Origin of the sequence: Pararhodobacter zhoushanensis (genome assembly GCF_025949695.1) — a bacterium.
GTDB lineage: Bacteria > Pseudomonadota > Alphaproteobacteria > Rhodobacterales > Rhodobacteraceae > Pararhodobacter > Pararhodobacter zhoushanensis_A.
Genome location: NZ_JAPDFL010000001.1, coordinates 176,352 through 197,139 on the forward strand (window position 1 = coordinate 176,352; position 20,788 = coordinate 197,139).

Sequence of the window (20,788 nt, forward strand, 5' to 3'; positions counted from 1 at the left end):
GACTGAAGGTATGTCCGGGATTCCCCACGACCATTACGAGCCCAAGACCGGCCCGGAGAAATGGCTTGACCGCCGCCTGCCGATTGTCGGGCTGATTTACAACACGCTGATGATCCCCACCCCCAAAAACCTGAACTGGTGGTGGATCTGGGGCATCGTGCTGGCCTTCTGCCTGGTGCTGCAAATCGTCACCGGCATTGTGCTGGTGATGCATTACACGCCGCATGCCGACATGGCGTTCAATTCGGTCGAGCATATCATGCGCGACGTGAACGGCGGCTATATGCTGCGCTACCTGCACGCCAATGGCGCGTCGCTGTTCTTCTTTGCCGTCTACATCCACATTTTCCGCGGTCTGTACTACGGCTCGTACAAAGCGCCGCGCGAAGTGACCTGGATCATCGGCATGCTGATCTACCTGCTGATGATGGCAACCGGTTTCATGGGCTACGTTCTGCCCTGGGGTCAGATGTCGTTCTGGGGCGCTACGGTGATCACCGGCCTGTTCGGCGCGATCCCCGGCATCGGCGAGCCGATCCAGACCTGGCTGCTGGGCGGACCGGCGGTTGGCAATGCGACGCTGAACCGCTTCTTCTCGCTGCACTACCTGCTGCCCTTCGTCATCGCCGGCCTGGTGATCCTGCACGTCTGGGCTTTCCACAACACCGGCAACAACAACCCCTCGGGTGTTGAGGTCCGTCGCGGGTCCAAGGAAGAAGCCGAGAAGGACACGCTGCCCTTCTGGCCCTATTTCGTGATCAAGGATCTGTTCGCGCTGGTCGTGGTGCTGCTGGTGTTCTGGGCGATCGTCGCCTTCATGCCGAACTTCCTGGGCCACCCTGACAACTACATCATGGCCAACCCGCTTTCGACGCCTGCGCATATCGTGCCGGAATGGTATTACCTGCCGTTCTACGCGATCCTGCGTGCCTTTACCGCCGATGTCTGGGTGGTGATCGCGGCGAACTGGCTGTCCTTCGGCATCATCGACGCCAAGTTCTTTGGTGTGCTGGCGATGTTCGGGGCGATTGCGGTGATGGCGCTGACCCCGTGGCTCGACACCTCGTCGGTCCGCTCGGGTCGCCACCGTCCGATGTTCAAGTCGTTCTTCTGGCTGCTGGCGGTCGACTTCGTGGTGCTGATGTGGGTCGGTGCGATGCCTGCGGAAGGGATCTATACCAATATTTCCCTGATCGGTTCCGCCTACTGGTTCGGCTATTTCCTGATCATCCTGCCGCTGCTGGGTGTCCTTGAGCGTCCGACGACTCCGCCGGCGACCATCGAGCAGGACTTCAAGGCCCAAGTGAAGGCAAAGGCCAAGAAGAGCGGCCCGGCCCCTGAGCAGATCCCGGCCGAGTGAGCGAAAGGAAGAGAGTGAAGATCATGATCAAGAAACTTGCCCTTTCGGCGATGACCGTGCTGGCACTGGGGTCCACCCCCGTGCTGGCCGCAGAATCGGGTCACGTCCACGACTTTGCGTTCTCGTTCGAGGGGCCCTTCGGCTCCTACGACCGGGCGCAGCTGCAGCGCGGTCTGCAGGTCTATACCGAGGTCTGCGCAGCCTGCCACGGTCTGGACCTGGTCACCTTCCGCTCGCTCAGCGACGAGACCGGCCTCGGTCTGGAAGACGACGTGATGCGCGCCTATGCGGCGACGATGGAAGTGCCTGACGGCGACGGCGGCTACCGCGCCGCCAGCGGTCCTGACCACTTCCCCGGCTCCAGCATGGAAAACGCCCCGGACCTCAGCATGATGGCCAAGGCCCGCGCCGGTTTCCACGGCCCCTATGGCCTGGGGATCAACCAGCTGCTGCACGGGATCGGTGGTCCTGAGTATATCGCCTCGTTCCTGACCGGGTTCACCGGGGAAGAGACCGAGCAGGGCGGCGCCATCTTCTATGAAAACACGGCCTTTGGCGGCAACGTCGCCATGCCGCCGCAGCTGGAAGACGGTCTGCTGGAATACGCGGACGGCACCGAAGCCACCGAAGAGCAAATGGCGCAAGACGTCGCTGCCTTCCTGATGTGGGCCGCCGAACCCAAACTGGTCGAGCGCAAGATGTGGGGCTTTATCGGCGTCATCTTCCTGGCGCTGCTGGCCTCGCTGCTCTACCTGACCAACAAGCGCCTCTGGGCACCGGTCAAGGACGCGGCCAAGAACAGCTGATCGGCTGATCCGTCACAGAACCGTGAAATGCGCCCCCCGGGGCGCGTTTTGCATTTTGCGGGTCTGGAAACGCGCTGGCGCGGCCGTTAGGCTTTTGTCATCTTTGGAGATTGCCGATGCTGCGCCCGGTTCTTACGCTGTTTCTCGCCCTCGCCGCCCCCCTGCCCGCCCTCGCACAATGGCAGGGCGTGGGCCGCTGGGGCAGCGAACAAAGCTTCCGCTTTGTCGCGCCCGGTACGTGGCTGGTGCTGCAACAGGGCGACAGCGTGCAGATCACCGCCGAGGGCGACAACCACGCGGGCAGGATCGAACTGTCGTGCACCCGCGACGCCCCCGCCGGGCAGCTGCGCCTGTCGCGCTATTACGGTGACGGGCTGGGGCTGTCGGACAGCGAACCCGTGCGCTTCGCCATCGACGGCCAGAGCTTCGAGCGCGCGCTACACTACCGCCCCGCCGACCGCGCTTGGGTGGCGTTGGACGTGCTGGATCCCGCGTTGCTCGACGCCTTCGCCTGGGGCACCCGGCTGGAATTGCTCAACGCCGCGGGCGAGCGCATCACCGCCTATCGCCTCAACGGCAGCGACGCCGCCCGTGCCGCCCTGCACCGGACCTGCGGGATCTAACCCAGATAAGCCTTCAACGCGGGCGGTGGATCAGCCAGCAGCGCCCCCGTGGCCGCAGGCGGCGCGGCCCGACCCTCCGCCACCACGATGGTCTGATCGCACAGGCGCAGCGCATCCTCGGGGTCATGGGTGATCATCAGCAGCGTCGCCCCCGTCTCATCCGCGATCCGCGCCACCAGATCCAGCATCTGGCGTTTCAGCGCCGGCCCCAGTGCCGAGAACGGCTCGTCCAGCAGGATCATCGGCCGCGCCCGCAACAGCACCCGCGCCAGCCCGGCCCGGCTGACCTGCCCGCCTGACAGCTGCGCGGGTTTGCGGGCCTCAAGGCCGCTTAGCCCCGTCTCGACCAGCGCCTGCCCCACCGCCGCCTTTTGCGCCGTGCTCAGGCGCAGGTTGGGGTTCACCCCCAGCGCCACATTGTCAAAGACGCTCAGATGCGGCAGCAGGTTGTTGTCCTGAAACAGAATGCTCAGCGGTCGCAGCGCCGGGGCCAGCCCGTCAATCCGCGCGCCCTGCCAGCTGATCGCCCCGGCAGCCAGCGGCACAAACCCCGCTACCGCGCCGATCAGCGTCGATTTTCCCGCTCCCGACGGCCCCATCACGGCGATCCGCGCGCCCTGCGGCACGCTCAGGTCCGCCGCCAAGCGGAAGCTGCCCAGCACGATCTCTACCCCGTCAAGCCCCAGCATCGCGCCCTCCGACAATCCGTTCCACGGCCACAAAGGCCCCCAGCGACAGCGCCAGCAGCAGCACCGCCGCCCCCGCCGACTCGCCGCTGCGATACGCCCCCATCAGCCGGTGCATCTGCATGGGCAGGGTCTCGGACCCGGTCTGCGCGAACAGCACGATCACCCCCAGATCCCCCAGCGACAGCGCCGCCCCCAGCCCCAGCGCAAAGCCCGCCGGGCGGCGCAGGCGCGGCCACAGCACCAGCCGCCAATGTGCCGCCGTGCTCAGCCCCAGCGCCGCCGAGAGCCGCGCGAAATCCGCCTCGGCCCGCCGCGCGGCAGGCACCAGCGCGCGCAGGGCAAAGGGCAGCGCCATCGCCGCATTGACCAGTGCCGTCACCGGCAGCGCCAGCCGCGCCGGGTCGATCCACGGGTTCGCCAACACGAACAGCCCGGTGCCGATGACCAGCGGCGATGAGATCAGCGCCGCCATCCCCAACGCCTCAGGCGCTTTGCGATACAGCGACGCCGCCGTCAATGTCGCCGCAAACACCGCCAGCAGCACCACCGACAGCCCCGCCACCAACAGCGACCGCAGCGTGGCCCACCAGACCACCGCAGGCAGACCGACCACCGCAGGCAGCCCCTTGATCACCACCATCGCCAGCGGCGCGAGCAGGAACGCCGCCGCCAGCGCAATCGCCAGCGCGTCCAGCCCCTTGGCCAGCCCGCCGGGCGGCGCAGGTGCCACCCGGTCCATGCCGGTGCTCGCCCCCTCAGGCAGCGTGAACCGCGCCAGCGCCAGCAGCGCGGCCAACCCGACGCCCGCCTGCACCGCCGCCAACAGCGCCGCGCGCCCCAGATCGAAATCGAAACGGAAGGCCTGGTAAATCGCCAGCTCCAGCGTCGTCGCGCGCGGGCCGCCGCCCAGCGTCAACGCCACCGCGAACGAGGTCAGGCAGATCAGAAACACCACCGCCAGCGCGCCGGGCACCACGCGGGCCAGCATCGGCCCCTCGATATGCCGCCACCGCGCGACCGCGCCGAACCCCAGTGCCGAGGACAGCCGCAGATGCTCTCCCGGGATCCGCGCCCAGCCCTGCAACAGCAGGCGCACCGACAGCGGCAGGTTGAAGAACACATGCGCCAGAATGACGCCGTGAAAGCCGTAGATGCTGAAACGCGGCAGACCCAGCCAGACCAGTGCCTCGTTGACGATGCCGTTGCGGCCCAGCACGGCCAGCAGGCCGATCACCGCCACCAGCACCGGCAGAATGAACGGCGCGCCCATCAGCACGATCAGCACCCCGCGCCCGGCAAAGCGCCGCCGCGCCAGCGCGCGCGCCACCGGGATCGCCAGCGCGACCGAGACCAGCGCCGACACCGCCGCCTGCACCACGGTAAAGCGCAGCGCAGACCAGTCGGCGCTGCTCAAGCTGGCGCTGCCCTCGGCCCGCCAGACCACGGCACCCAAAGCGCCAAGGTTCAGCACGACAAGGACCGCCGCGACCAGCGCGGCGGCCCCGATCAACCAGAAGGGCTCACTGCGCCAGCGCATCCCGCCACTCGGCAAGGGCGGGATCCCGCAAGGCCTGCGCCGCGTCCGCGGGCAGCAGGATCGACACCTCGGGCCGCGGCAGTGCCGCGAACCCCTCGGCCAGACCGCCCTCGGGCATCACGGCAGGGTACATCCAGTTGGTTTCGGGGATCAGCGCCTGCGCGGCGTCCGAGGTCATGAAGTCCAGAAACTGCGCCGCCAGTTCGGGCTGATCGGTCCCCGCGACAACGCCGCCGACCTCGACCTGCATGTAATGGCCCTCGTCGAACAGCGCGGCGGCCTTGGTGTCATCGCCCTCGGCGATGATGTGATAGGCGGGTGAGGTGGTATAGCTCAGCACCATGTCGGCCTCGCCCTCAAGGAACAGGCCGTAAGCCTCGGACCAGCCCGGCGTGACGGTCAGGATGCGCGGGGCGAGGCCCTGCCAGATCGCCCCGGCCTGATCGCCGTACAGCGCCTTGACCCACATCAGCAGGCCCAGACCGGGGGTCGAGGAACGCGGGTCCTGAATCACCACGCTCAGATCGCTGTCGATCAGATCGGCAAAGCTGCGCGGCGGGGTCGCGACGCGGGTGGTGTCATAGACGAAGGCGAACCAGCTCCAGTCGAAGGGCACGAACAGGGGATCGTCCCAGGCAACCGGCAGATCCAGCTGCGGCGACAGACCATGCGGCGCGATCAGGCCGGCTTCGGCAGCGGCAGCGGTCAGGTTGGTGTCCAGCCCCAGAACCACGTCGGTGTCGCTGCGCGCGCCCTCCAGCATCAGCCGCGCCAGCATCGCGGCGGCGTCACCGGCGGCCTCGAACACCAGATCGCAGCCGCAGGTCGCCTCGAACGCGGCCTCGATCTGCGGGCCGGGGCCCCAGTCAGCGATGAAACTGTCATAGGTGAGCACCCGCAGTTGGGGTGTCTGGGCGTTTGCCATCAGGGGAACTGCCAGCGCACAAGCCGCAAGCAATCCCGTGGCAAAGGTCGGATGGGTCATGATCATTCCTCCATTGCGACGGGCAGGGTCGGGGTGGAGGATCATCCTGTCACCTTCCCTCCGCCGGTCCTAACCGGTTCAGGTTCAACGGGTCCGTGGTTGCCCACATCTCAGCCGGATTGCGCCGGCACCCCGAGGTAGCGGGCAAGATAGAGCTTTGCAGAGCGACCGCAAGGGGGCACCATGACCGCAGCAAAGGGAGGCTCTTCATGCCCATCGCCATCACACCGGACTTCGACGGCCAGACCGTCATCACCACCTTCGAGATGACCCCCGGCACCTGCAGCGACGTGCTTGACGCGCTGAATGACGCCTATGAGGCGGTGATCCGCCACCAGCCCGGATTTCTGGGCGGCGCGCTGCATGTGAATGACGCGCAGACGCGGATCTCGACCTATTCGCGCTGGGAAAAGCGTGGCGACTTTCAGGCCATGCTGCGCACCACCGAGATGCGCGAGCGCAACCGCAAGATCGCGGCGCTGTGCACGCATTTCGAGCCGGTGATGTACGAGGTCGCAGCGGTGTTCTGAACGGCGCTGTGGAACCGGGAGGGTTTTCCACCCTCCCGGACGCTCCCGGAGGATATTTTCAGACAGAAAATGAGGCGCGGTTAACGAAAGCTTAACGCCCCTCTTTGCTCTTCAAATATCCTCGGGGGTGAATGGCCGGAACGGCCAGAGGGGGGCCGAGGCCCCCCTGCCCGCTCACCCTGTGCGCCGACCGCTGGCGCTGTTGAACGGGTGCAGCCCGTCCAGCGCGGCATAAAGCGTGATCGGCGCGCCTTCGGTCACGGCAGGCAGGCCAGAGAGACGCACGGTGATCGGCTGGTCGCTGCCGCCCAGTGTGACGTAGATGTGGCTCTCGGCCCCGGCCGGTTCCAGCAGTACCACCGTGCCGTTCAGCGCCAGATGCGGCTCTGCGGGCGGGGTCAGCAGCAGCTCGTCCGGGCGCACGCCGATCAGGTCGGTGCCCGAAGGCAGCGCCTGAGGGGCGATGCCGCTATCGCGCAGATAGGCCATGTCGATCATGTTCATCGCCGGAGAGCCGATGAACCCGGCGACAAACACCGTCGCGGGGCGCGAGTACAGCTCCATCGGCGTGCCGACCTGCTCGATCTTGCCGCCGTTCAGCACCACCAGCCGGTCGGCCATGGTCAGCGCTTCCAGCTGGTCATGCGTCACATAGAGCGAGGTGGTCTTGAGCCGTTTCTGCAACTGCCGGATCTCAACCCGCATCTGCACGCGCAGCTTGGCGTCGAGGTTCGACAGCGGCTCGTCGAACAGGAACGCCGCCGGTTCGCGCACCAGCGCCCGCCCCATGGCCACGCGCTGACGCTGGCCGCCCGACAGATTGCGCGGCTTGCGGTCGAGATACTCGCCGATCTGCAGCATCGCGGCTGCTTCCTGCACCCGGCGCTCGATCTCGGCCTTGTCCACGCCCTGATTGCGCAGCCCGTAGGCGAGGTTGTTGTAAACCGTCATATGCGGGTAGAGCGCGTAGTTCTGGAACACCATGGCGATGTCACGCTGCGCGGGCTCCAGACCGTTCACCACACGGTCGCCGATGGTCAGAGTCCCGCCGGTGATCGTCTCCAGCCCGGCGACCATGCGCAGCAGCGTGGACTTGCCGCAGCCCGAGGGGCCGACGAGCACGATCATCTCGCCATCGGCGATGTCGAGGCTGACGTCGCTCACCGCCTGGACGCCGCCGGGATAGACCTTGGACAGGCCATCAAGCACGATGCGGGCCATATTACTTCTCCGTCTCGGTCAGGCCCTTCACAAAGAGCCGTTGCATGAACAAAATCACCAGGATAGGCGGCAGCGCGGCCAGCACGACGGTGGCCATCACCAGATGCCACAGGGGCTCGCTGTCGGCTCCGGTCACCATGCGCTGAATGCCCATGACGACGGTGTAATAAGCCTCGTCATTGGTCACCAGAAGCGGCCAGAGGTACTGGTTCCAGCCATAGATGAACATGATCACAAACATCGCGGCGATGTTGGTGACCGACAGGGGCAGCAGGATGTCCTTGAAGAACTTGAGCGGCCCGGCACCATCAACGCGCGCGGCTTCCAGCATTTCCTCGGGCACGGTCATGAAGAACTGCCGGAACAGGAAGGTCGCCGTGGCCGAGGCGATCAGCGGGATCGACAGGCCCCAGTAGCTGTTGAGCATCCCCAGATTGGCGACAACCTGATAGGTCGGCACGATGCGCACCTCGACCGGCAGCATCAGGGTGATGAAGATGATCCAGAAGAAGAAGATGCGGAACCGGAAGCGGAAATAGACGATGGCGAAGGCCGAGAGCAGCGAGATCGCAATCTTGCCCACCGCGATCATCATCGCCATGACGAAGCTGTTCCACAGCATCAGGCCAATAGGCGGCGCACCGGCGTTCGAGCGCCCCTCGAAGATCACGGTCGAATAGTTCTCGATCGCGTGGCTGCCGGGCAGCAACGGCATGACGCCCTGCAGGAAGGTGCCCGGCGCGTGGGTCGAGGCGATCAGCGCCACATAGACCGGGAACACCACGATGGCGACGCCGATGATCAGGATGAGATGGGCAAGAAGCGTGCCCCAGCGGTCGTTTTCTACCATGATGCGGCGCCTTTAGTAATTCACCCGACGCTCGATCCAGCGGAACTGGACCACGGTCAGGACGATGACGATCCCCATCAGCACAACCGATTGCGCTGCGGACGAGCCGAGATTGTTGCCGATGAACCCGTCGCGATAGACCTTGTAGACCAGAATATTGGTCGCCTGCGCAGGGCCGCCTTCGGTCGTGGCATGGATCACGCCGAACGTGTCGAACATCGCGTAGACGATGTTCACCACCAGCAGGAAGAACGTCGCCGGCGACAGCAGCGGGAACACGATGGTCCAGAACCGCTTGGACCGGCTGGCGCCATCAATCGCCGCCGCCTCGATCAGCGATTGCGGGATGGATTGCAGACCGGCAAGGAAGAACAGGAAGTTATAGCTGATCTGCTTCCACGCGGCGGCGATCACCACCAGAATCATCGCGTGGCTGCTTTCCAGCCGGTGGTTCCACTCGATCCCGATGCCGCCCAGCATATAGGGCAGGATGCCGATGGACGGGTTGAAGATGAACCACCACAGCACACCGGCAACCGCCGGGGCCACAGCGTAAGGCCAGACCAGAAACGTCGCATAGCCATCGCGCGAGCGGATCATCCGGTTCACCATCACCGCGAACAGCAGTGACACCGACATGGCCAGCAGCGTGGTCGACACCGAAAAGATCAGCGTCGTTTTCATCGACACCAGATAATGCGGGTCGGCAAACAGACGCTCGAAATTGCGAAACCAGATGAAGGTGGTGCGCAGCCCGAACGGGTCCTGACGCAACATGGATTGCCACAAGGCCTGGCTCGCGGGCCAGACAAAGAAGATCAGCGTGATGATCACCTGCGGGGCCAGCAGCGCATAGGGCAGCCAGCGACTGTTGGTGAAGGTCATGCGCTTGGTCTGCATGCCGGTCGTCCTGCAAAAAGAGGGACCCGCCCGATCCTGAGGAACCGGGCGGGCAAGGGTCTGTTCGGATTACTGCGTCGCCGCTTCGAAATCGCGCAGCAGATCGTTGCCGCGCGCGACGATGTTGTCCGCGGCTTGCTGGGCGCCGATCGTACCGATGATCATCGCTTCCATCTCTTCCGAGATGATGTCGCGGATCTGAACGAAATTCCCGAAACGCAGACCGCGCGAGTTTTCGGTCGGCGGGTTCAGGTTCATCTGACGGATCGAGATGTCGGCGCCGGGGTTGGCGTCATAGTAACCTTCCGACTGGGTCAGCTCGAAAGCGGCCTGCGTGATCGGCAGGTAGCCGGTGTTCTGGTGCCACCAGGCCTGGTTCTCGGGCAGCGACAGGAAGGCGAAGAACTGGGCAACGCCGGTGTATTCCTCGTCGGTGTGACCCGTCAGCGCCCACAGCGTGGCCCCGCCGATGATCGAGTTCTGCGGCGCGCCTTCGACATCGGCGTAATACGGCTGCATGCCATAGCCGACGTTGAACGTGGCGTTCGACAGAACCCCGGCACGACCGGCCGAGCTTTCCATCATCATCGCGCATTCGCCCGAATAGAACTTGGCACCCGCGTCAGGGCCAGCGCCGCCGCCCGCCCAGCTGAACAGGCCTTCGGACTGCCAACGGGCCAGATTTTCCCAATGCCGGATCAGCGCCGGATGCTGGTTCAGCACCAGCTCGGTGTCGAAGCCTGCGAAACCGTTTTGCTGGGTGCCCAGCGGCAGGTTGTGATAGGCAAGGAAGTTCTCCAGCTGAACCCAGCTGGGCCAGCGGGTGGTGAAGCCACAGGTGGCCGCGCCCGACTCGACGATCTGGCGCGACATGGCTTCCATGTCAGCCCAGGTGGCCGGCGGGGTATCGGCGTCCAGACCGGCGGCCTCGAACACGTCGCGGTTGTAATACAGGATCGGCGTCGACGAGTTGAACGGGAACGACAGCATGTTGCCATCGGGATCGGCATAATAGCCGACGACGGCCGGCAGATAGGCCGACGGATCGAAGACCACATCATTGGCTTCCATCAGCTCATAGATCGGATAGATCGCGCCTTCGGCGGCCATCATCGTACCGGTGCCGACTTCGAAGACCTGCACGATGGCGGGCTGCTCACCGGCGCGGAACGCGGCGATCGCGCCGTTCATCGTCTCGGCATAGGTGCCGCGGAAGCTGGGAACGACGACGTAATCGGACTGGCTGGCGTTGAAGTTGGCGGCGATCTCTTCGACCAGCTCGCCCAGACGGCCGCCCATTGCGTGCCACCACTGGATTTCGGTCTGCGCCTGCGCGGCGGGCGCAACGAGCGCCAGTGCGGTCGCGGCCAGGAGACTGTGTTTCAACATCGGGAACCCCATTGGTTACGTTGGTTCTGATTGCGCTCAAAAAAGCGGAAACCGCGTCCCTCCGGAAAACCGGAAGGGCGCGAATTTCAGCACTTTGATGCGATAATCTTCGTTTGTGAAGCGTTTATGTCAAAAGGCGAAAATTTTCTTCGCCCGTGCATTATTCGCTTGGCCGCCCACGCAAAAGGCGCGGCCCCGTTGGAGCCGCGCCTTTTATACACAAGAAAAATCGCTGTTTCAGCCCTGATACGGCGTGGTTGCCCGCCCGACATAGCGCAACCCGCGCGGCCCCCAATGCGGCCAGGCCAGCAGTTCGGACATGGTCACCGGCTGCAACCCGCGCGCCAGAATACCGTCCAGGGCAGCGGGCACCGCGCGGATGGTCGGTCCGTGGATGTCATGCGCCAGAATCACCGCCCCCGGACGCGCGCCCTGAATCATGCGCTGCGCCACGACGGACACGCCGGGGCGTCGCCAATCCTCAGGATCGACCGACCACACCACGGACGACAGATTGCGCTGATCAAACAGCATCTGCATCTGCCGATGGGTGAACGATCCATACGGCGGGCGCATGGTGACCGGAACCGCACCGACCGTGTCCCAGATCATCTGCTGGGTGCGGTCAATCTCGGTCAGGATGGTGCTGTCGCTCTGCCGCGACAACACCGGATGCGTCCAGGTATGGTTACCCAGTTCGTGCCCCTCGGCCACGATCCGGCGCACGATCTCGGGATACCGCCGGGCGTTCTGGCCAATGACGTAGAACGTCGCCTTGACGCGATACCGGGCCAGAATATCCAGCAAATGCGGCGTATTCTGCGGATGCGGGCCGTCATCGAACGTCAGCGCCACGCGCGGACGATCCGTGTGAACGGACGTGAGCGAGACCAGTTCATGCGTCCGGCGCAGCCGAGGCATCGGCGTTGTCGGAACGGCAGGCACGGTCTGCGCAACGGCAGATGTAACAGTCCCCAGCTGCGCCGAGGCGGCAAAGCCCAGCGCACCGAGGCCGGACAGCAAGGTCCGACGATGTATGATGGTCACACTGTCCCCCGACAGTTGTGTAAGCAGCTGTCCCGAGTCCTAATGACAGCCCTCGACGCGGAAAAGTTGATTCTGGTCAAGGGCTTGTTGAGCGTCCTGCCCTGCGGCTCGATTGCCACAAAACAGCGGGTTTACAGCGTATTCGCGGTGGCTTTCGCCCGCGCACGCAACTTTTGCGCGATCGGCGCCGCTCCGCTCAGGCGCTCAAAACACCTTTGCGGCGCGCAGCACCCGCCCCGAATCACCCAGGTTTTACAGCTTGTCGCGCAGCGAAAACCACAGCATCGCCGCCACCATCAGCGGATAGCGCAGGCTGGCGCCGCCCGGAAACTGCGGGTTGGGCACAGCGGCCATCACATCGAACCGCTCGGCCTGCCCGGCGATCGCCTCGGCCATCAGCTTGCCGCCCAGCGTGCCCATCGCCACCCCGTGCCCGGAAAAGCCCGACGCGGTCAGCACATTCCCCGCCAGCCGCGCGAAATGCGGCATGCGGTTATAGGCAATGCCCAGCGTCCCGCCCCAGGCGTGGGTGATCTCGATCCCGCGCAATTGCGGGAAAATCTCTTCCATCGGACGGCGCACCTTGGCCGCGATGTCATCGGGAAAGCGGTAGCCATAGCTCTCGCCGCCGCCAAACAGCAGCCGGTTGTCCTGCGAGAAACGGAAGTAATTCACCACGAACTTGGTATCCGCGACCGCATGATCGGCGCTGATCACCGCCGCGCGTTCCGCGTCGCTCATCGGGCGGGTCGCCGCGATGAAGTTGTTGATCGGCATCACGCGCGACGCAACCTCAGGCTCCAGCCGCCCCATGTAGCCATTCAGCCCCAGCGCCACAAACCGCGCGGTGATCGTCGCGGCCTCGGTCATCACCCGCGCCGGCTCACCCTTGGTCACTGCGGTCACGCGCGACTGCTCGAAGATCCGCACCCCCGCCGCCTGCGCGGCCCGCGCCAGCCCCAAGGCATAGCGCAGCGGGTGCAGATGCCCGCCACCATGGTCAATATCGCCGCCATGATACGCGGGCGAACCCACCAGCGCCTGCATCTGCGCCCGGTCCAGCGGCTCGATCTGGTCATAGCGATAGTCGCGCGCCAGCTTCTCGGCATAGGCCCGCGCCTCGCCGACATAGCGCGGCTTGTGCGCCGCATGGATGATCCCCGGCGCAAACCCCGCCTCGGGCGCATGCCGCGCCGCCAGATCCCGCGTCAGCACCACCGATTCCAGCGACAGATCCCACAGCGCCCGCGCCTGGGTCTTGCCGACCATGCCCTCCAGCGTGTCCTGATCCAGCCGTTGCCCGGTGCCCACCTGCCCGCCATTGCGCCCCGACGCGCCAAACCCCACGCGCTGCGCGTCCAGCAGGATGACGTCATAGCCCCGCTCGGCCAGATGCAGCGCGGCGGACAACCCTGTAAACCCGCCGCCCACCACGCAGACATCGCAGCTCAGCGCCCCGGCGGCTGCCGGAAACCCCGGCAGCGCCTCGGCCGTCGCGGCGTACCAGCTGGACGGATACGCGCCCAGCCGGTCATTGGCGGTCAGCAGATCCATGTCACTGGGCCTTTTTCAGCAAACCATCGTCCTTGAGCTGCTTATACGCCTCATCCAGCGCCACCGTCGCCCGGTCGATCAGAATGTCGATCTCGGACGGCGTGATCACCAGCGGCGGCGAGATGATCATGCGGTCATAGACATGCCGCATGACCACGTTATTGGCAAAGCAACGCTCGCGCGTGATGTAGCCCGCCGTCCCGGCACCAGCGGCGAATTTCGCCCGCTCCCCCTTGACCGGCACCAGCGCCAGCGAGCCCATCAGACCCACCAGCTGCGTATCCTCGACCAGCGGGTGATCGCCCAGCGCATGCCATCGTTCGGCCAGATAGGGGTGGGCCACGTCGCGCACATGCTCGACGATGCCCTCTTCCTCGATGATCCGCAGGTTCTCCAGCGCCACAGCGGCAGCAACCGGGTGGCCGGAATAGGTGTAGCCGTGGTTGAACTCGTCGGTGGCAATCACCGCCGCCACCTCGTCACAGACCACCGAGCCCCCGATCGGCTGATAGCCCGACGACAGGCCCTTGGCGATCGTCATGATATGCGGCTTGATGGCGAAGGTCTGACTGCCGAACCAGTTGCCCGTGCGCCCGAACCCGGTGATCACCTCATCGGCAATCAGCAGGATGTCGTACTTATCGACAATGCGCTGGATCTCGGGCCAGTAGGTCGACGGCGGAATGATCACCCCGCCCGCACCCTGCACCGGCTCGGCGATGAACGCACCGACACGGTCGGCGCCCAGCTCAAGGATCTTCTCCTCCAGCGCGCGGGCGCGTTGCAGCCCGAACTCCTCGGGCGTCATATCGCCACCCTCGGCGTACCAATGCGGCTGGTCGATATGCACGATACCCGGAATCGGCAACCCGCCCTGCTCGTGCATCGACGTCATGCCACCCAGACTGGCACTGCCCATGCTCGAGCCGTGATAGCCGTTCTTGCGCGAAATGATCACCGATTTCTCGGGCTTGCCCTTCAGCGCCCAGTAGTGGCGCACCAGACGGATGTTGGTGTCATTGGCTTCCGACCCTGACGAGGCAAAGAACACATGGTTCAGATCCCCCGGTGCGAGATCGGCGATGCGGGCGGCCAGGGCGATGGCGGGCACATGGCTCGTCTGGAAGAAGGTGTTGTAATAGGGCAGCTCTTCAATCTGCCGTGCCGCCGCATCGGCCAGTTCCTTGCGCCCGTAACCGACATTGACGCACCACAACCCGGCCATGCCGTCGATCAGCGTCTCGCCCTCGCTGTCGGTCAGATACACGCCCTTCGCCCGCGTGATGATCCGCGCCCCCTTCTTGGCCAGCGCGTCATTCTGCGTGAACGGGTGAACATGATGCGCCGCGTCCAGCGCCTGCAGTTCCGAGGTGGGCAAATGATTGGTGATCGTGCGCATGGCGAAGACTCCTTCAGACCCGCAAAACCGGGGATTCGGGCCACGATACGCCCCCCGCCCGTCGCCGCAATCCGATTTGATCAAATTCTTGGCCGGTGCCCGCCGCGCCCGCTCATCTGTCCGCAAATATCCTGGGGGTGAATTTGCGCAGCAAAGAGGGGGGCAACGCCCCCCTTGCCCGGTCGCCCGAGGGCATGACGCTGAAAGCGTCAGGGCCAAAGGGCGAAACCCCTCACCCGTGCAGATCCGCCCGCACCCGGTCGATACCTTGACGGATATCCGCCTCGATCGCCCGCGCCAGCGCCTGCGCATCCCCGGCGCGCATCGCGGCCACGGCATCCTTGTGCCGGTCCGGCCCGATCTCACCATCGCAGGTCATCACCACCCTGAGCGACGGGGCAAAGCGCAGCCACAGCGACTGGGTCAGCGACGTCAGGATCGGTGCCTCGGCCAGATCATAGAGCGCAAAATGAAAGCGGTAGTTCCCGGCCAGATACCCGCGCACATCGCTGATCTCGATGGCCTCGTCGATCTCGTCATCCAGCGCCTGCAACCGGGCGATATCCACGCCCGTCAACCGCGGCAGCGCCAGCTCGGCCAGCCGAGGCTCCAGCGCCAGACGGGCGAAGGCCAGCTCATCGGCCTGCGACGCGGTCAGCCGCGGGACCGAGACCCGGCGGTTTTCATGCAGGATCAAACCGCCCTCTGCGGTCAGACGCCGTATCGCCTCGCGGACCGGGGTCATGCCCGCACCCAGAACCGCCGTGATCCCCTGAATGGTGACTTTCTGGCCCGGCTCCAGCTCACCGAACATCGCCATGTCCCGCAACCGTCGATAGGTCGCCTCGTGTTCGGGCAGTTTATGCGGATCTCGCAGCGGGGACGTATCAGTCAGGGCCATGTATTTCGCAGCAATCTGATCAAAATCCGACGTTAGCGCATCGCCTTGACCCTGCATAGCGGTTTGCTCGGCAATCCCCCTGCCCGCGCCGCGCTGCCCGATCAACGGGCCGCGCTGTGCCCGACGCCCTCATCCTGCCGGATAAGTCGCCTGACATTGCGCGCTTGCTGCGGTTGCGCGCGGGCGTTCGCGCGCCAGTTGCCGCTCCAGCAACGCGATGCGCTCGCGCACCAGATCGCGGTCGACGCGGTGGTGGATCTCGTTGATGTCGTAATCGGGGCGCGCACAGGGCACTGCCGCCCCGCCGGGCCCGCCGCAGACCCCCATCGACATCGTCGGCACGCGGATGCGCTCGATCGAATAGCCCCGGCTGAGCGTGGCGTATTCCTCGCTCAGGGTGCGCTCGATCTCACGCGCGGGTTGCTCGGCGTCATAGAGGCATTGCTGCAAGGGCGTCGCGCATCCTGCCAACAAAACCCCGACCGTCACCAGTGCCAGACTTGTCTTGCGTGCCATTCCCTTGCCCTCCTTGCGGTTTACTCGATCTCGCGTGCTTCCGACGCCAGCATGATGGGGATGCCATTGCGAATCGGAAAGGCCAGATGCGCCGTGGCCGAGATCAACTCTTGCGCAGTCCGGTCATAGGTCAGCTGGCCCTGCGTCACCGGACAGACCAGCGAGTCCAGCATGTGGCGCTCGGCCTGCGGCGTGGCCACCGCCCCGTCGTCATCATCGTTCATTGCAGCGTTCCCCCGGTCTCGCCCGGCGCGCGCAGGGCAAATTGCATCAAGGTTACCAACGTCTCGCGCCGCGTGGTGAGAGACGGCGCTTCCAGCAGCGCCTGCCGTTCCTCGGGCGGGAAGGGGCACAGCATGGACAGCGCGTTGATCAGCAGCTCGTCCTCGGCATCCTTCAGACTGTCCCATTCGGTCGACAGCGACACGGCCTCGAAATACCGCGCCAGCAGGTCAAGGAAGGGCTCGCGATCAAACGCCGTGTCATGCTCGACCGGCCCCAGATCCCGCTCGAACCCGCCCCACGCGGGCCGCCCCCGCCGGTACGGCAACCCGTCGGCTGGCAATTCCGCGCTCAGCCGAAAGCGGCTGATCCCGGTGAGGGTGATCATATAGCGCCCGTCCTCGGTCTCGGACATCGCGGTCAGACGCCCGGCGCAGCCGATCGCATGCAGCCGGTCACCGGCCCCGGCCGGGGTCGGGCGCGGCTGGATCATGCCGATCAACCGATGCGGCGTGGCCATGCAGTCTTCGAGCATCGACAGATAGCGCGGCTCGAACAGATGCAGGGGCAGCTTGGCGCGCGGCAACAGCAGCGCGCCAGGCAACGGGAACAACGCAAGGGCGTCAGGAAGGTCTTTGGCTTTCAGCATGATCCTGACATAGCGCGCGCGGCCCCTTAGGCAAAGATCATCGACGACAAACGGCGACGGCCCTTCTGCGCCAACGGATCGTTGGGCTTGAGCGCGTCGAACACGATGAACAATTGCGCCTTGGCCGCGCCCTCGTTCCACTCGCGGTCGCGGCGGAACAGCTCCAGCAGCTCGTCGATGGCCCCGGCCACATCGCCACTGGCATGCAACGCGCCGGCCAGATCGAAGCGCGCCTGATGGTTGGCCGGGTCCGCCGCCAGCGCCGCGCGCAGCTCATCCACCGGCCCCGCCGTCTCGGCCTGCCGCGCCAGCGCCAGCTGGGCGCGCGCCGCCTCGACCTCTTTCGCCGTCGCAATCGCTGCCGGGGCGTTGTTGATCAGCGCCTCGGCCTGATCCAGCGTCCCCGCCGCGATATGCGCCCGCGCCAGCCCGCCCAGCGCCCGCGCGTTCTCGGGCTCTTCGCCCAGCACCGCCGCGAAGACCTCGGCCGCATCCGCAGCCTCGCCCGCGCCCAGCATCGTCTCGGCCTCGTCCAGCGCCGCTTCCAGCCCCTCATCCGCGCCGGTCAGCGCAACCAGCTTGTCGACGAAGGTCTTCAACTCGGACGGCGGCACAGCCCCCTGAAACGCATCGACGGGGCGGCCCTGAAAGAACGCATAGACCGTCGGGATCGACTGAATGCGCAGCTGCGCGGCGATCTGCTGGTTCTCGTCGACGTTGATCTTGACCATCTTCACCTTGCCCTTGGCAGCGGTGACGGCAGCTTCCAGCTGCGGGCCCAGCGTCTTGCACGGCCCGCACCACGGCGCCCAGAAGTCGACGATGACCGGCACTTCCTGGCTGGCGTCGACGACATCGGCCATGAAACTGGCTTCGGTGGTATCCTTGATCAGACCCGCCGCGGCGGGGGCGGTGTCAAAATTGCCCAGCATGGCATCCTCTCGCGGTTTCTGCGTTGCCCCCTATATGCGACCGACGCGCCCCTGATCCAAGGGGCAAGTTCTGGACAAGCCCCGCTTCGCGCGCAATCTCGGGCCTATGCACACGCTCCTCACCTTTGGCGACTCAAACACCCACGGCACCCCGCCGCTGCAACGGCGCGGTGTGTACGAGCGGTATCCACCCGATATCCGCTGGCCAAAGCGCGCCGCCGCCACGCTCGGCTGGTCGCTGGTGGAAGAGGGGTTGCCGGGCCGCACCGCCCAGTTCGACGATCCGGTGATGGGCGGGATCATGAACGGCTGGCCCGCGCTCTATCAGGCGCTGCGCAGCCACGGGCCGATTGACGCGCTGACGATCATGCTGGGCACCAATGACGTCAAAACCCGCTTCGGCGCCACACCCGAGCAGATCGCCGGCGGCATCGCGGCCCTCCTCGACCTCGCGCTGGGGGACGAGCTGCAAACCCGCCACGGCGGCTTTCGCGTCCTGCTGATCGCCCCGCCCCCGGTCGCCGAATCCGGCATCCTCGCCGCCGACTTCTGGGGCGGCGCCGCCAAATCCCGCGCCCTCGCCCCGCTCCTCGCCGACCTAGCGCGGTCCCGGGACACCCTCTTCCTCGACGCTGGCACCCATATCGAGACCAGCCCCCTCGACGGCGTCCACCTCACACCCGACGCCCACGCCACCCTCGCCCAAGCCGTGGCCCACGCCCTCTACTGAGCGAACCCGCTTTCATCTTGCCCTAAATACGCCCCTGAACGCGAGAACCCGTCAGCGCCACGGTCTCCACTTGCGCCGTGCTTCTTCGGCCAGCGGCGCAAACTCCCGCACCTGCGCCATCGCCGTCAGGAACCAGTCGGCGAACCCGACACCGTAAGTCTGTGCTACCGGCCACAGGACATCCCAACTGGTGAGAACGTAGTGCGTCAAGGCGGCACCAAAAACGCCTTGAAAAGCGGCATTTCCTGCGGCTTCTCCCACCCAGAGCGCCGCGCCCGCTGCCAACTTCCACAGCACGTTCTTGTTTACGCTCTGCTGCGCCACGGCGGCATCCGGTGTACGGCTCGACAGCACAAGGTCTTCCAGCGCGCGCAATCGCTCTCCCATGGCCGCCGTGTCCTTCGCCGTACGCGCACTCATCGCGTCCTGTGCCGCCTTGTCGGCCTCCGGTGCCGGGTTCTCGGCATAGCGACGGGCGCGGTCCATCAGCAGGGCGACATCCGCGTTGTCGATCACCAGCCCGGGACCGAGACGCAGCGCGTCGCCCAGCGGAACAATCACCTCTTCGGGAAAATCCTCGCCGCCCTGTTCCTCGCGCCCCAGTCTGGCGAGGTCTTGCAGGTCTTCGATCGCCAGATGAAGACCCAGCATATCAAGGTCTTCAAATTCCGGCGCGACCTCCCTCTCAAGCAAACGGGCACGCGTCCCAAGGCGCGGAAACCGGTTGCCCGCCGCATCCGCCAGCGCATGGGACTTGTCCTGCAACCGCCGATGCAGCGCCCGCTTGAGGCTTTCCTCGCGCTCGGCCTCAGACGGAGCCGACGCCGCAACCTCCAACCGCCCATCCGCTGCCTCAACCGCAAACAACGCGTCCGGCTGCGGCGCATCACCCTCCCCCGGCAGCTCCCAGTCTTCCAGACACTCAAACAACACCCGCGCCCGTTCGGCACTGTCCACAATCTCGGAAATCTCGGCGATTCTGGGGTCATCTTTCGCGGCCATGCAATCGTCGAAGGTTAGCCCGAGCCCGGTTGACGACTCTACCAGCCCTTGCAGCCGTCGTATTGGCCGTAGATCTCGTACCGGGGTTCTATCCAACCAAAGATTGGTCAAAGTCAGGAGATCGGACAACGGGGTCAGGTCGCTGACCTGCGTGTCCGCCAGATACAACTCCGTCAAACCGGTCAGAACCGACAGTGCGGCCAGGTCGCTGACCGGCGTGTCGTTCAGCCACAACTCCGTCAACCCGGTCAGGCCCGACAGCGGTGTCAGGTCGCTGACCGGCGTGCCGCTCAGATACAACGCCGTCAACCCGGTCAGGTCCGACAGCGGCGTCAGGTCGCTGACCTGTGTGCCCATCAGCCACAACTCCGTCAACCCGGTCAGGCCCGACAGCTGCGTCAGGTCGCTGACCGGCGTGCCGCTCAGCCGCAACGCCGACAGTTTTGTCAGGCCCGACAGCGGAGTCAACTCGCTGACCGGCGTGTCCTCCAGAGACAACACCGTCAACCCGGTCAAGCCCGACAGCGGGGTCAGGTCGCCGACCGGCGTGCCGGTCAGGTACAACTCCGTCAACCCGGTCAAGCCCGACAGCGGAGTCAGGTCGCTGACGTGCGTGTAGTCCAGATCGAGGAATCGCAGCCCCGCAAGTTCTGCGATTTCAGGCGGCAGCGCCGCCAAGGCGCGCATATCATCGCTTTCAAACGAGAGCCTCGTCGCCCCCTCGGCCTTCGCCTTGGCGATCCGTTCCTTTGCGCGTTCATAGGCCCGTTCCGCGTCGGTCATCGCTGGCCCTCCGACCGACAGCATGGGGCAGCCAGACCGGCCCCGCAAGCCCCCGCGCGGCCCGGTGTCCCCGGCCCAAACCCTAAGGACCAGTTAATCGCACCACCCAAGTGCTTGATTTTAAAAGACCCGAGAAATGTCCCATCGTGGGACACCCCGCCCC

General features: G+C 65.6%; 21 protein-coding genes and 1 riboswitch. Of the genes, 5 read left to right on the forward strand and 16 right to left on the reverse strand.

Features of this window, described 5'->3' with window-relative positions; all coding sequences use genetic code 11:
* The first annotated feature begins 10 nt into the window (after positions 1-10).
* From petB to OKW52_RS00885, 3 genes are all read left to right on the forward strand, one after another.
* Positions 11-1,360 (forward strand): cytochrome b, encoded by a 1,350-nt coding sequence (gene petB, locus OKW52_RS00875; protein ID WP_264504027.1) that lies wholly within the window; start codon positions 11-13, stop codon positions 1,358-1,360.
* Between the two features lie 23 nt (positions 1,361-1,383).
* Entirely contained in the window at positions 1,384-2,166 is a 783-nt protein-coding gene (locus OKW52_RS00880; RefSeq protein WP_264504028.1) for a cytochrome c1, read from the forward strand.
* 116 nt (positions 2,167-2,282) lie between these two features.
* The gene (locus OKW52_RS00885; RefSeq protein WP_264504029.1) at positions 2,283-2,789 is read left to right on the forward strand and encodes a hypothetical protein; all 507 of its coding nucleotides are present in this window, start codon (positions 2,283-2,285) and stop codon (positions 2,787-2,789) included.
* Here OKW52_RS00885 and OKW52_RS00890 read toward each other — a convergent pair.
* Genes OKW52_RS00890 through thiB form a run of 3 tightly spaced genes read right to left on the reverse strand, consistent with a single transcriptional unit; the run spans position 2,786 to position 6,000 of the window.
* Positions 2,786-3,478, reverse strand: coding sequence for a thiamine ABC transporter ATP-binding protein (locus OKW52_RS00890; RefSeq protein WP_264504030.1), 693 nt, complete (start codon positions 3,476-3,478; stop codon positions 2,786-2,788). The two genes, OKW52_RS00885 and OKW52_RS00890, sit on opposite strands and share 4 nt — an antisense overlap.
* Entirely contained in the window at positions 3,465-5,015 is a 1,551-nt protein-coding gene (locus OKW52_RS00895) for an ABC transporter permease family protein (protein ID WP_264504031.1), read from the reverse strand. Before OKW52_RS00895 ends, OKW52_RS00890 begins: the two co-directional genes overlap by 14 nt.
* On the reverse strand, positions 4,999-6,000 hold the full coding sequence (gene thiB / locus OKW52_RS00900; RefSeq protein WP_406622180.1) for a thiamine ABC transporter substrate binding subunit: 1,002 nt from the start codon (positions 5,998-6,000) through the stop codon (positions 4,999-5,001). Before thiB ends, OKW52_RS00895 begins: the two co-directional genes overlap by 17 nt.
* Positions 6,001-6,038: 38 nt before the next feature.
* Positions 6,039-6,145, reverse strand: a riboswitch (TPP riboswitch).
* A 64-nt stretch (positions 6,146-6,209) separates the two neighbouring features.
* Here thiB and OKW52_RS00905 point away from each other — a divergent pair.
* Positions 6,210-6,530 carry an antibiotic biosynthesis monooxygenase family protein gene (locus OKW52_RS00905; protein ID WP_264504032.1) on the forward strand — a complete coding sequence of 107 codons (321 nt, stop codon included), beginning with the start codon at positions 6,210-6,212 and terminating at the stop codon, positions 6,528-6,530.
* A gap of 174 nt (positions 6,531-6,704) precedes the next feature.
* Here OKW52_RS00905 and ugpC read toward each other — a convergent pair whose 3' ends face one another.
* The 12 genes from ugpC to trxA form a co-directional block, all read right to left on the reverse strand.
* Positions 6,705-7,751, reverse strand: a complete 1,047-nt coding sequence (ugpC, locus tag OKW52_RS00910; protein ID WP_264504033.1) for a sn-glycerol-3-phosphate ABC transporter ATP-binding protein UgpC — start codon at positions 7,749-7,751, stop codon at positions 6,705-6,707.
* A gap of 1 nt (position 7,752) precedes the next feature.
* Complete coding sequence (gene ugpE / locus OKW52_RS00915) at positions 7,753-8,601, reverse strand: sn-glycerol-3-phosphate ABC transporter permease UgpE (protein WP_264504034.1); 849 nt, start codon at positions 8,599-8,601, stop codon at positions 7,753-7,755.
* 12 nt (positions 8,602-8,613) lie between these two features.
* Positions 8,614-9,501: a sn-glycerol-3-phosphate ABC transporter permease UgpA gene (gene ugpA / locus OKW52_RS00920; RefSeq protein ID WP_264504035.1), complete on the reverse strand. Its 888-nt coding sequence runs from the start codon at positions 9,499-9,501 to the stop codon at positions 8,614-8,616.
* Positions 9,502-9,570: 69 nt separating this feature from the next.
* Positions 9,571-10,890 (reverse strand): sn-glycerol-3-phosphate ABC transporter substrate-binding protein UgpB, encoded by a 1,320-nt coding sequence (gene ugpB / locus OKW52_RS00925; RefSeq protein WP_264504036.1) that lies wholly within the window; start codon positions 10,888-10,890, stop codon positions 9,571-9,573.
* A gap of 237 nt (positions 10,891-11,127) precedes the next feature.
* Positions 11,128-11,937 carry a polysaccharide deacetylase family protein gene (locus tag OKW52_RS00930; protein WP_264504037.1) on the reverse strand — a complete coding sequence of 270 codons (810 nt, stop codon included), beginning with the start codon at positions 11,935-11,937 and terminating at the stop codon, positions 11,128-11,130.
* Between the two features lie 252 nt (positions 11,938-12,189).
* Positions 12,190-13,491 carry an NAD(P)/FAD-dependent oxidoreductase gene (locus OKW52_RS00935; RefSeq protein WP_264504038.1) on the reverse strand — a complete coding sequence of 434 codons (1,302 nt, stop codon included), beginning with the start codon at positions 13,489-13,491 and terminating at the stop codon, positions 12,190-12,192.
* A 1-nt stretch (position 13,492) separates the two neighbouring features.
* Positions 13,493-14,890, reverse strand: a complete 1,398-nt coding sequence (locus OKW52_RS00940) for an aspartate aminotransferase family protein (RefSeq protein WP_264504039.1) — start codon at positions 14,888-14,890, stop codon at positions 13,493-13,495.
* A gap of 232 nt (positions 14,891-15,122) precedes the next feature.
* The gene (locus tag OKW52_RS00945; protein WP_264504040.1) at positions 15,123-15,791 is read right to left on the reverse strand and encodes a GntR family transcriptional regulator; all 669 of its coding nucleotides are present in this window, start codon (positions 15,789-15,791) and stop codon (positions 15,123-15,125) included.
* A 129-nt stretch (positions 15,792-15,920) separates the two neighbouring features.
* A complete protein-coding gene (locus OKW52_RS00950) occupies positions 15,921-16,307 on the reverse strand; it encodes a hypothetical protein (RefSeq protein WP_264504041.1) in 387 nt (128 codons plus the stop codon).
* Between the two features lie 20 nt (positions 16,308-16,327).
* Entirely contained in the window at positions 16,328-16,531 is a 204-nt protein-coding gene (locus OKW52_RS00955; RefSeq protein WP_264504042.1) for a Trm112 family protein, read from the reverse strand.
* A complete protein-coding gene (locus OKW52_RS00960; RefSeq protein WP_264504043.1) occupies positions 16,528-17,178 on the reverse strand; it encodes an LON peptidase substrate-binding domain-containing protein in 651 nt (216 codons plus the stop codon). Before OKW52_RS00960 ends, OKW52_RS00955 begins: the two co-directional genes overlap by 4 nt.
* 26 nt (positions 17,179-17,204) lie before the next feature.
* Positions 17,205-18,110 carry a thioredoxin gene (trxA, locus tag OKW52_RS00965; RefSeq protein WP_264504044.1) on the reverse strand — a complete coding sequence of 302 codons (906 nt, stop codon included), beginning with the start codon at positions 18,108-18,110 and terminating at the stop codon, positions 17,205-17,207.
* Between the two features lie 106 nt (positions 18,111-18,216).
* Here trxA and OKW52_RS00970 point away from each other — a divergent pair, with 106 nt between their 5' ends.
* Positions 18,217-18,840, forward strand: coding sequence for a GDSL-type esterase/lipase family protein (locus OKW52_RS00970; RefSeq protein WP_264504045.1), 624 nt, complete (start codon positions 18,217-18,219; stop codon positions 18,838-18,840).
* 51 nt (positions 18,841-18,891) lie between these two features.
* Here the strand turns inward: OKW52_RS00970 and OKW52_RS00975 are convergent, their stop codons facing one another.
* The gene (locus OKW52_RS00975; protein ID WP_264504046.1) at positions 18,892-20,625 is read right to left on the reverse strand and encodes a leucine-rich repeat domain-containing protein; all 1,734 of its coding nucleotides are present in this window, start codon (positions 20,623-20,625) and stop codon (positions 18,892-18,894) included.
* Positions 20,626-20,788: the final 163 nt, after the last annotated feature.

Coding starts and splice junctions, on each gene's coding strand:
- petB (WP_264504027.1), top strand. CDS start 11: ATGTCCGGGATTCCCCACGACCATTACGAGCCCAAGACCGGCCCGGAG.
- OKW52_RS00880 (WP_264504028.1), top strand. CDS start 1,384: ATGATCAAGAAACTTGCCCTTTCGGCGATGACCGTGCTGGCACTGGGG.
- OKW52_RS00885 (WP_264504029.1), top strand. CDS start 2,283: ATGCTGCGCCCGGTTCTTACGCTGTTTCTCGCCCTCGCCGCCCCCCTG.
- OKW52_RS00890 (WP_264504030.1), bottom strand. CDS start 3,478: ATGCTGGGGCTTGACGGGGTAGAGATCGTGCTGGGCAGCTTCCGCTTG.
- OKW52_RS00895 (WP_264504031.1), bottom strand. CDS start 5,015: ATGCGCTGGCGCAGTGAGCCCTTCTGGTTGATCGGGGCCGCCGCGCTG.
- thiB (WP_406622180.1), bottom strand. CDS start 6,000: ATGACCCATCCGACCTTTGCCACGGGATTGCTTGCGGCTTGTGCGCTG.
- OKW52_RS00905 (WP_264504032.1), top strand. CDS start 6,210: ATGCCCATCGCCATCACACCGGACTTCGACGGCCAGACCGTCATCACC.
- ugpC (WP_264504033.1), bottom strand. CDS start 7,751: ATGGCCCGCATCGTGCTTGATGGCCTGTCCAAGGTCTATCCCGGCGGC.
- ugpE (WP_264504034.1), bottom strand. CDS start 8,601: ATGGTAGAAAACGACCGCTGGGGCACGCTTCTTGCCCATCTCATCCTG.
- ugpA (WP_264504035.1), bottom strand. CDS start 9,501: ATGCAGACCAAGCGCATGACCTTCACCAACAGTCGCTGGCTGCCCTAT.
- ugpB (WP_264504036.1), bottom strand. CDS start 10,890: ATGTTGAAACACAGTCTCCTGGCCGCGACCGCACTGGCGCTCGTTGCG.
- OKW52_RS00935 (WP_264504038.1), bottom strand. CDS start 13,491: ATGGATCTGCTGACCGCCAATGACCGGCTGGGCGCGTATCCGTCCAGC.
- OKW52_RS00940 (WP_264504039.1), bottom strand. CDS start 14,890: ATGCGCACGATCACCAATCATTTGCCCACCTCGGAACTGCAGGCGCTG.
- OKW52_RS00945 (WP_264504040.1), bottom strand. CDS start 15,791: ATGGCCCTGACTGATACGTCCCCGCTGCGAGATCCGCATAAACTGCCC.
- OKW52_RS00950 (WP_264504041.1), bottom strand. CDS start 16,307: ATGGCACGCAAGACAAGTCTGGCACTGGTGACGGTCGGGGTTTTGTTG.
- OKW52_RS00955 (WP_264504042.1), bottom strand. CDS start 16,531: ATGAACGATGATGACGACGGGGCGGTGGCCACGCCGCAGGCCGAGCGC.
- OKW52_RS00960 (WP_264504043.1), bottom strand. CDS start 17,178: ATGCTGAAAGCCAAAGACCTTCCTGACGCCCTTGCGTTGTTCCCGTTG.
- trxA (WP_264504044.1), bottom strand. CDS start 18,110: ATGCTGGGCAATTTTGACACCGCCCCCGCCGCGGCGGGTCTGATCAAG.
- OKW52_RS00970 (WP_264504045.1), top strand. CDS start 18,217: ATGCACACGCTCCTCACCTTTGGCGACTCAAACACCCACGGCACCCCG.
- OKW52_RS00975 (WP_264504046.1), bottom strand. CDS start 20,625: ATGACCGACGCGGAACGGGCCTATGAACGCGCAAAGGAACGGATCGCC.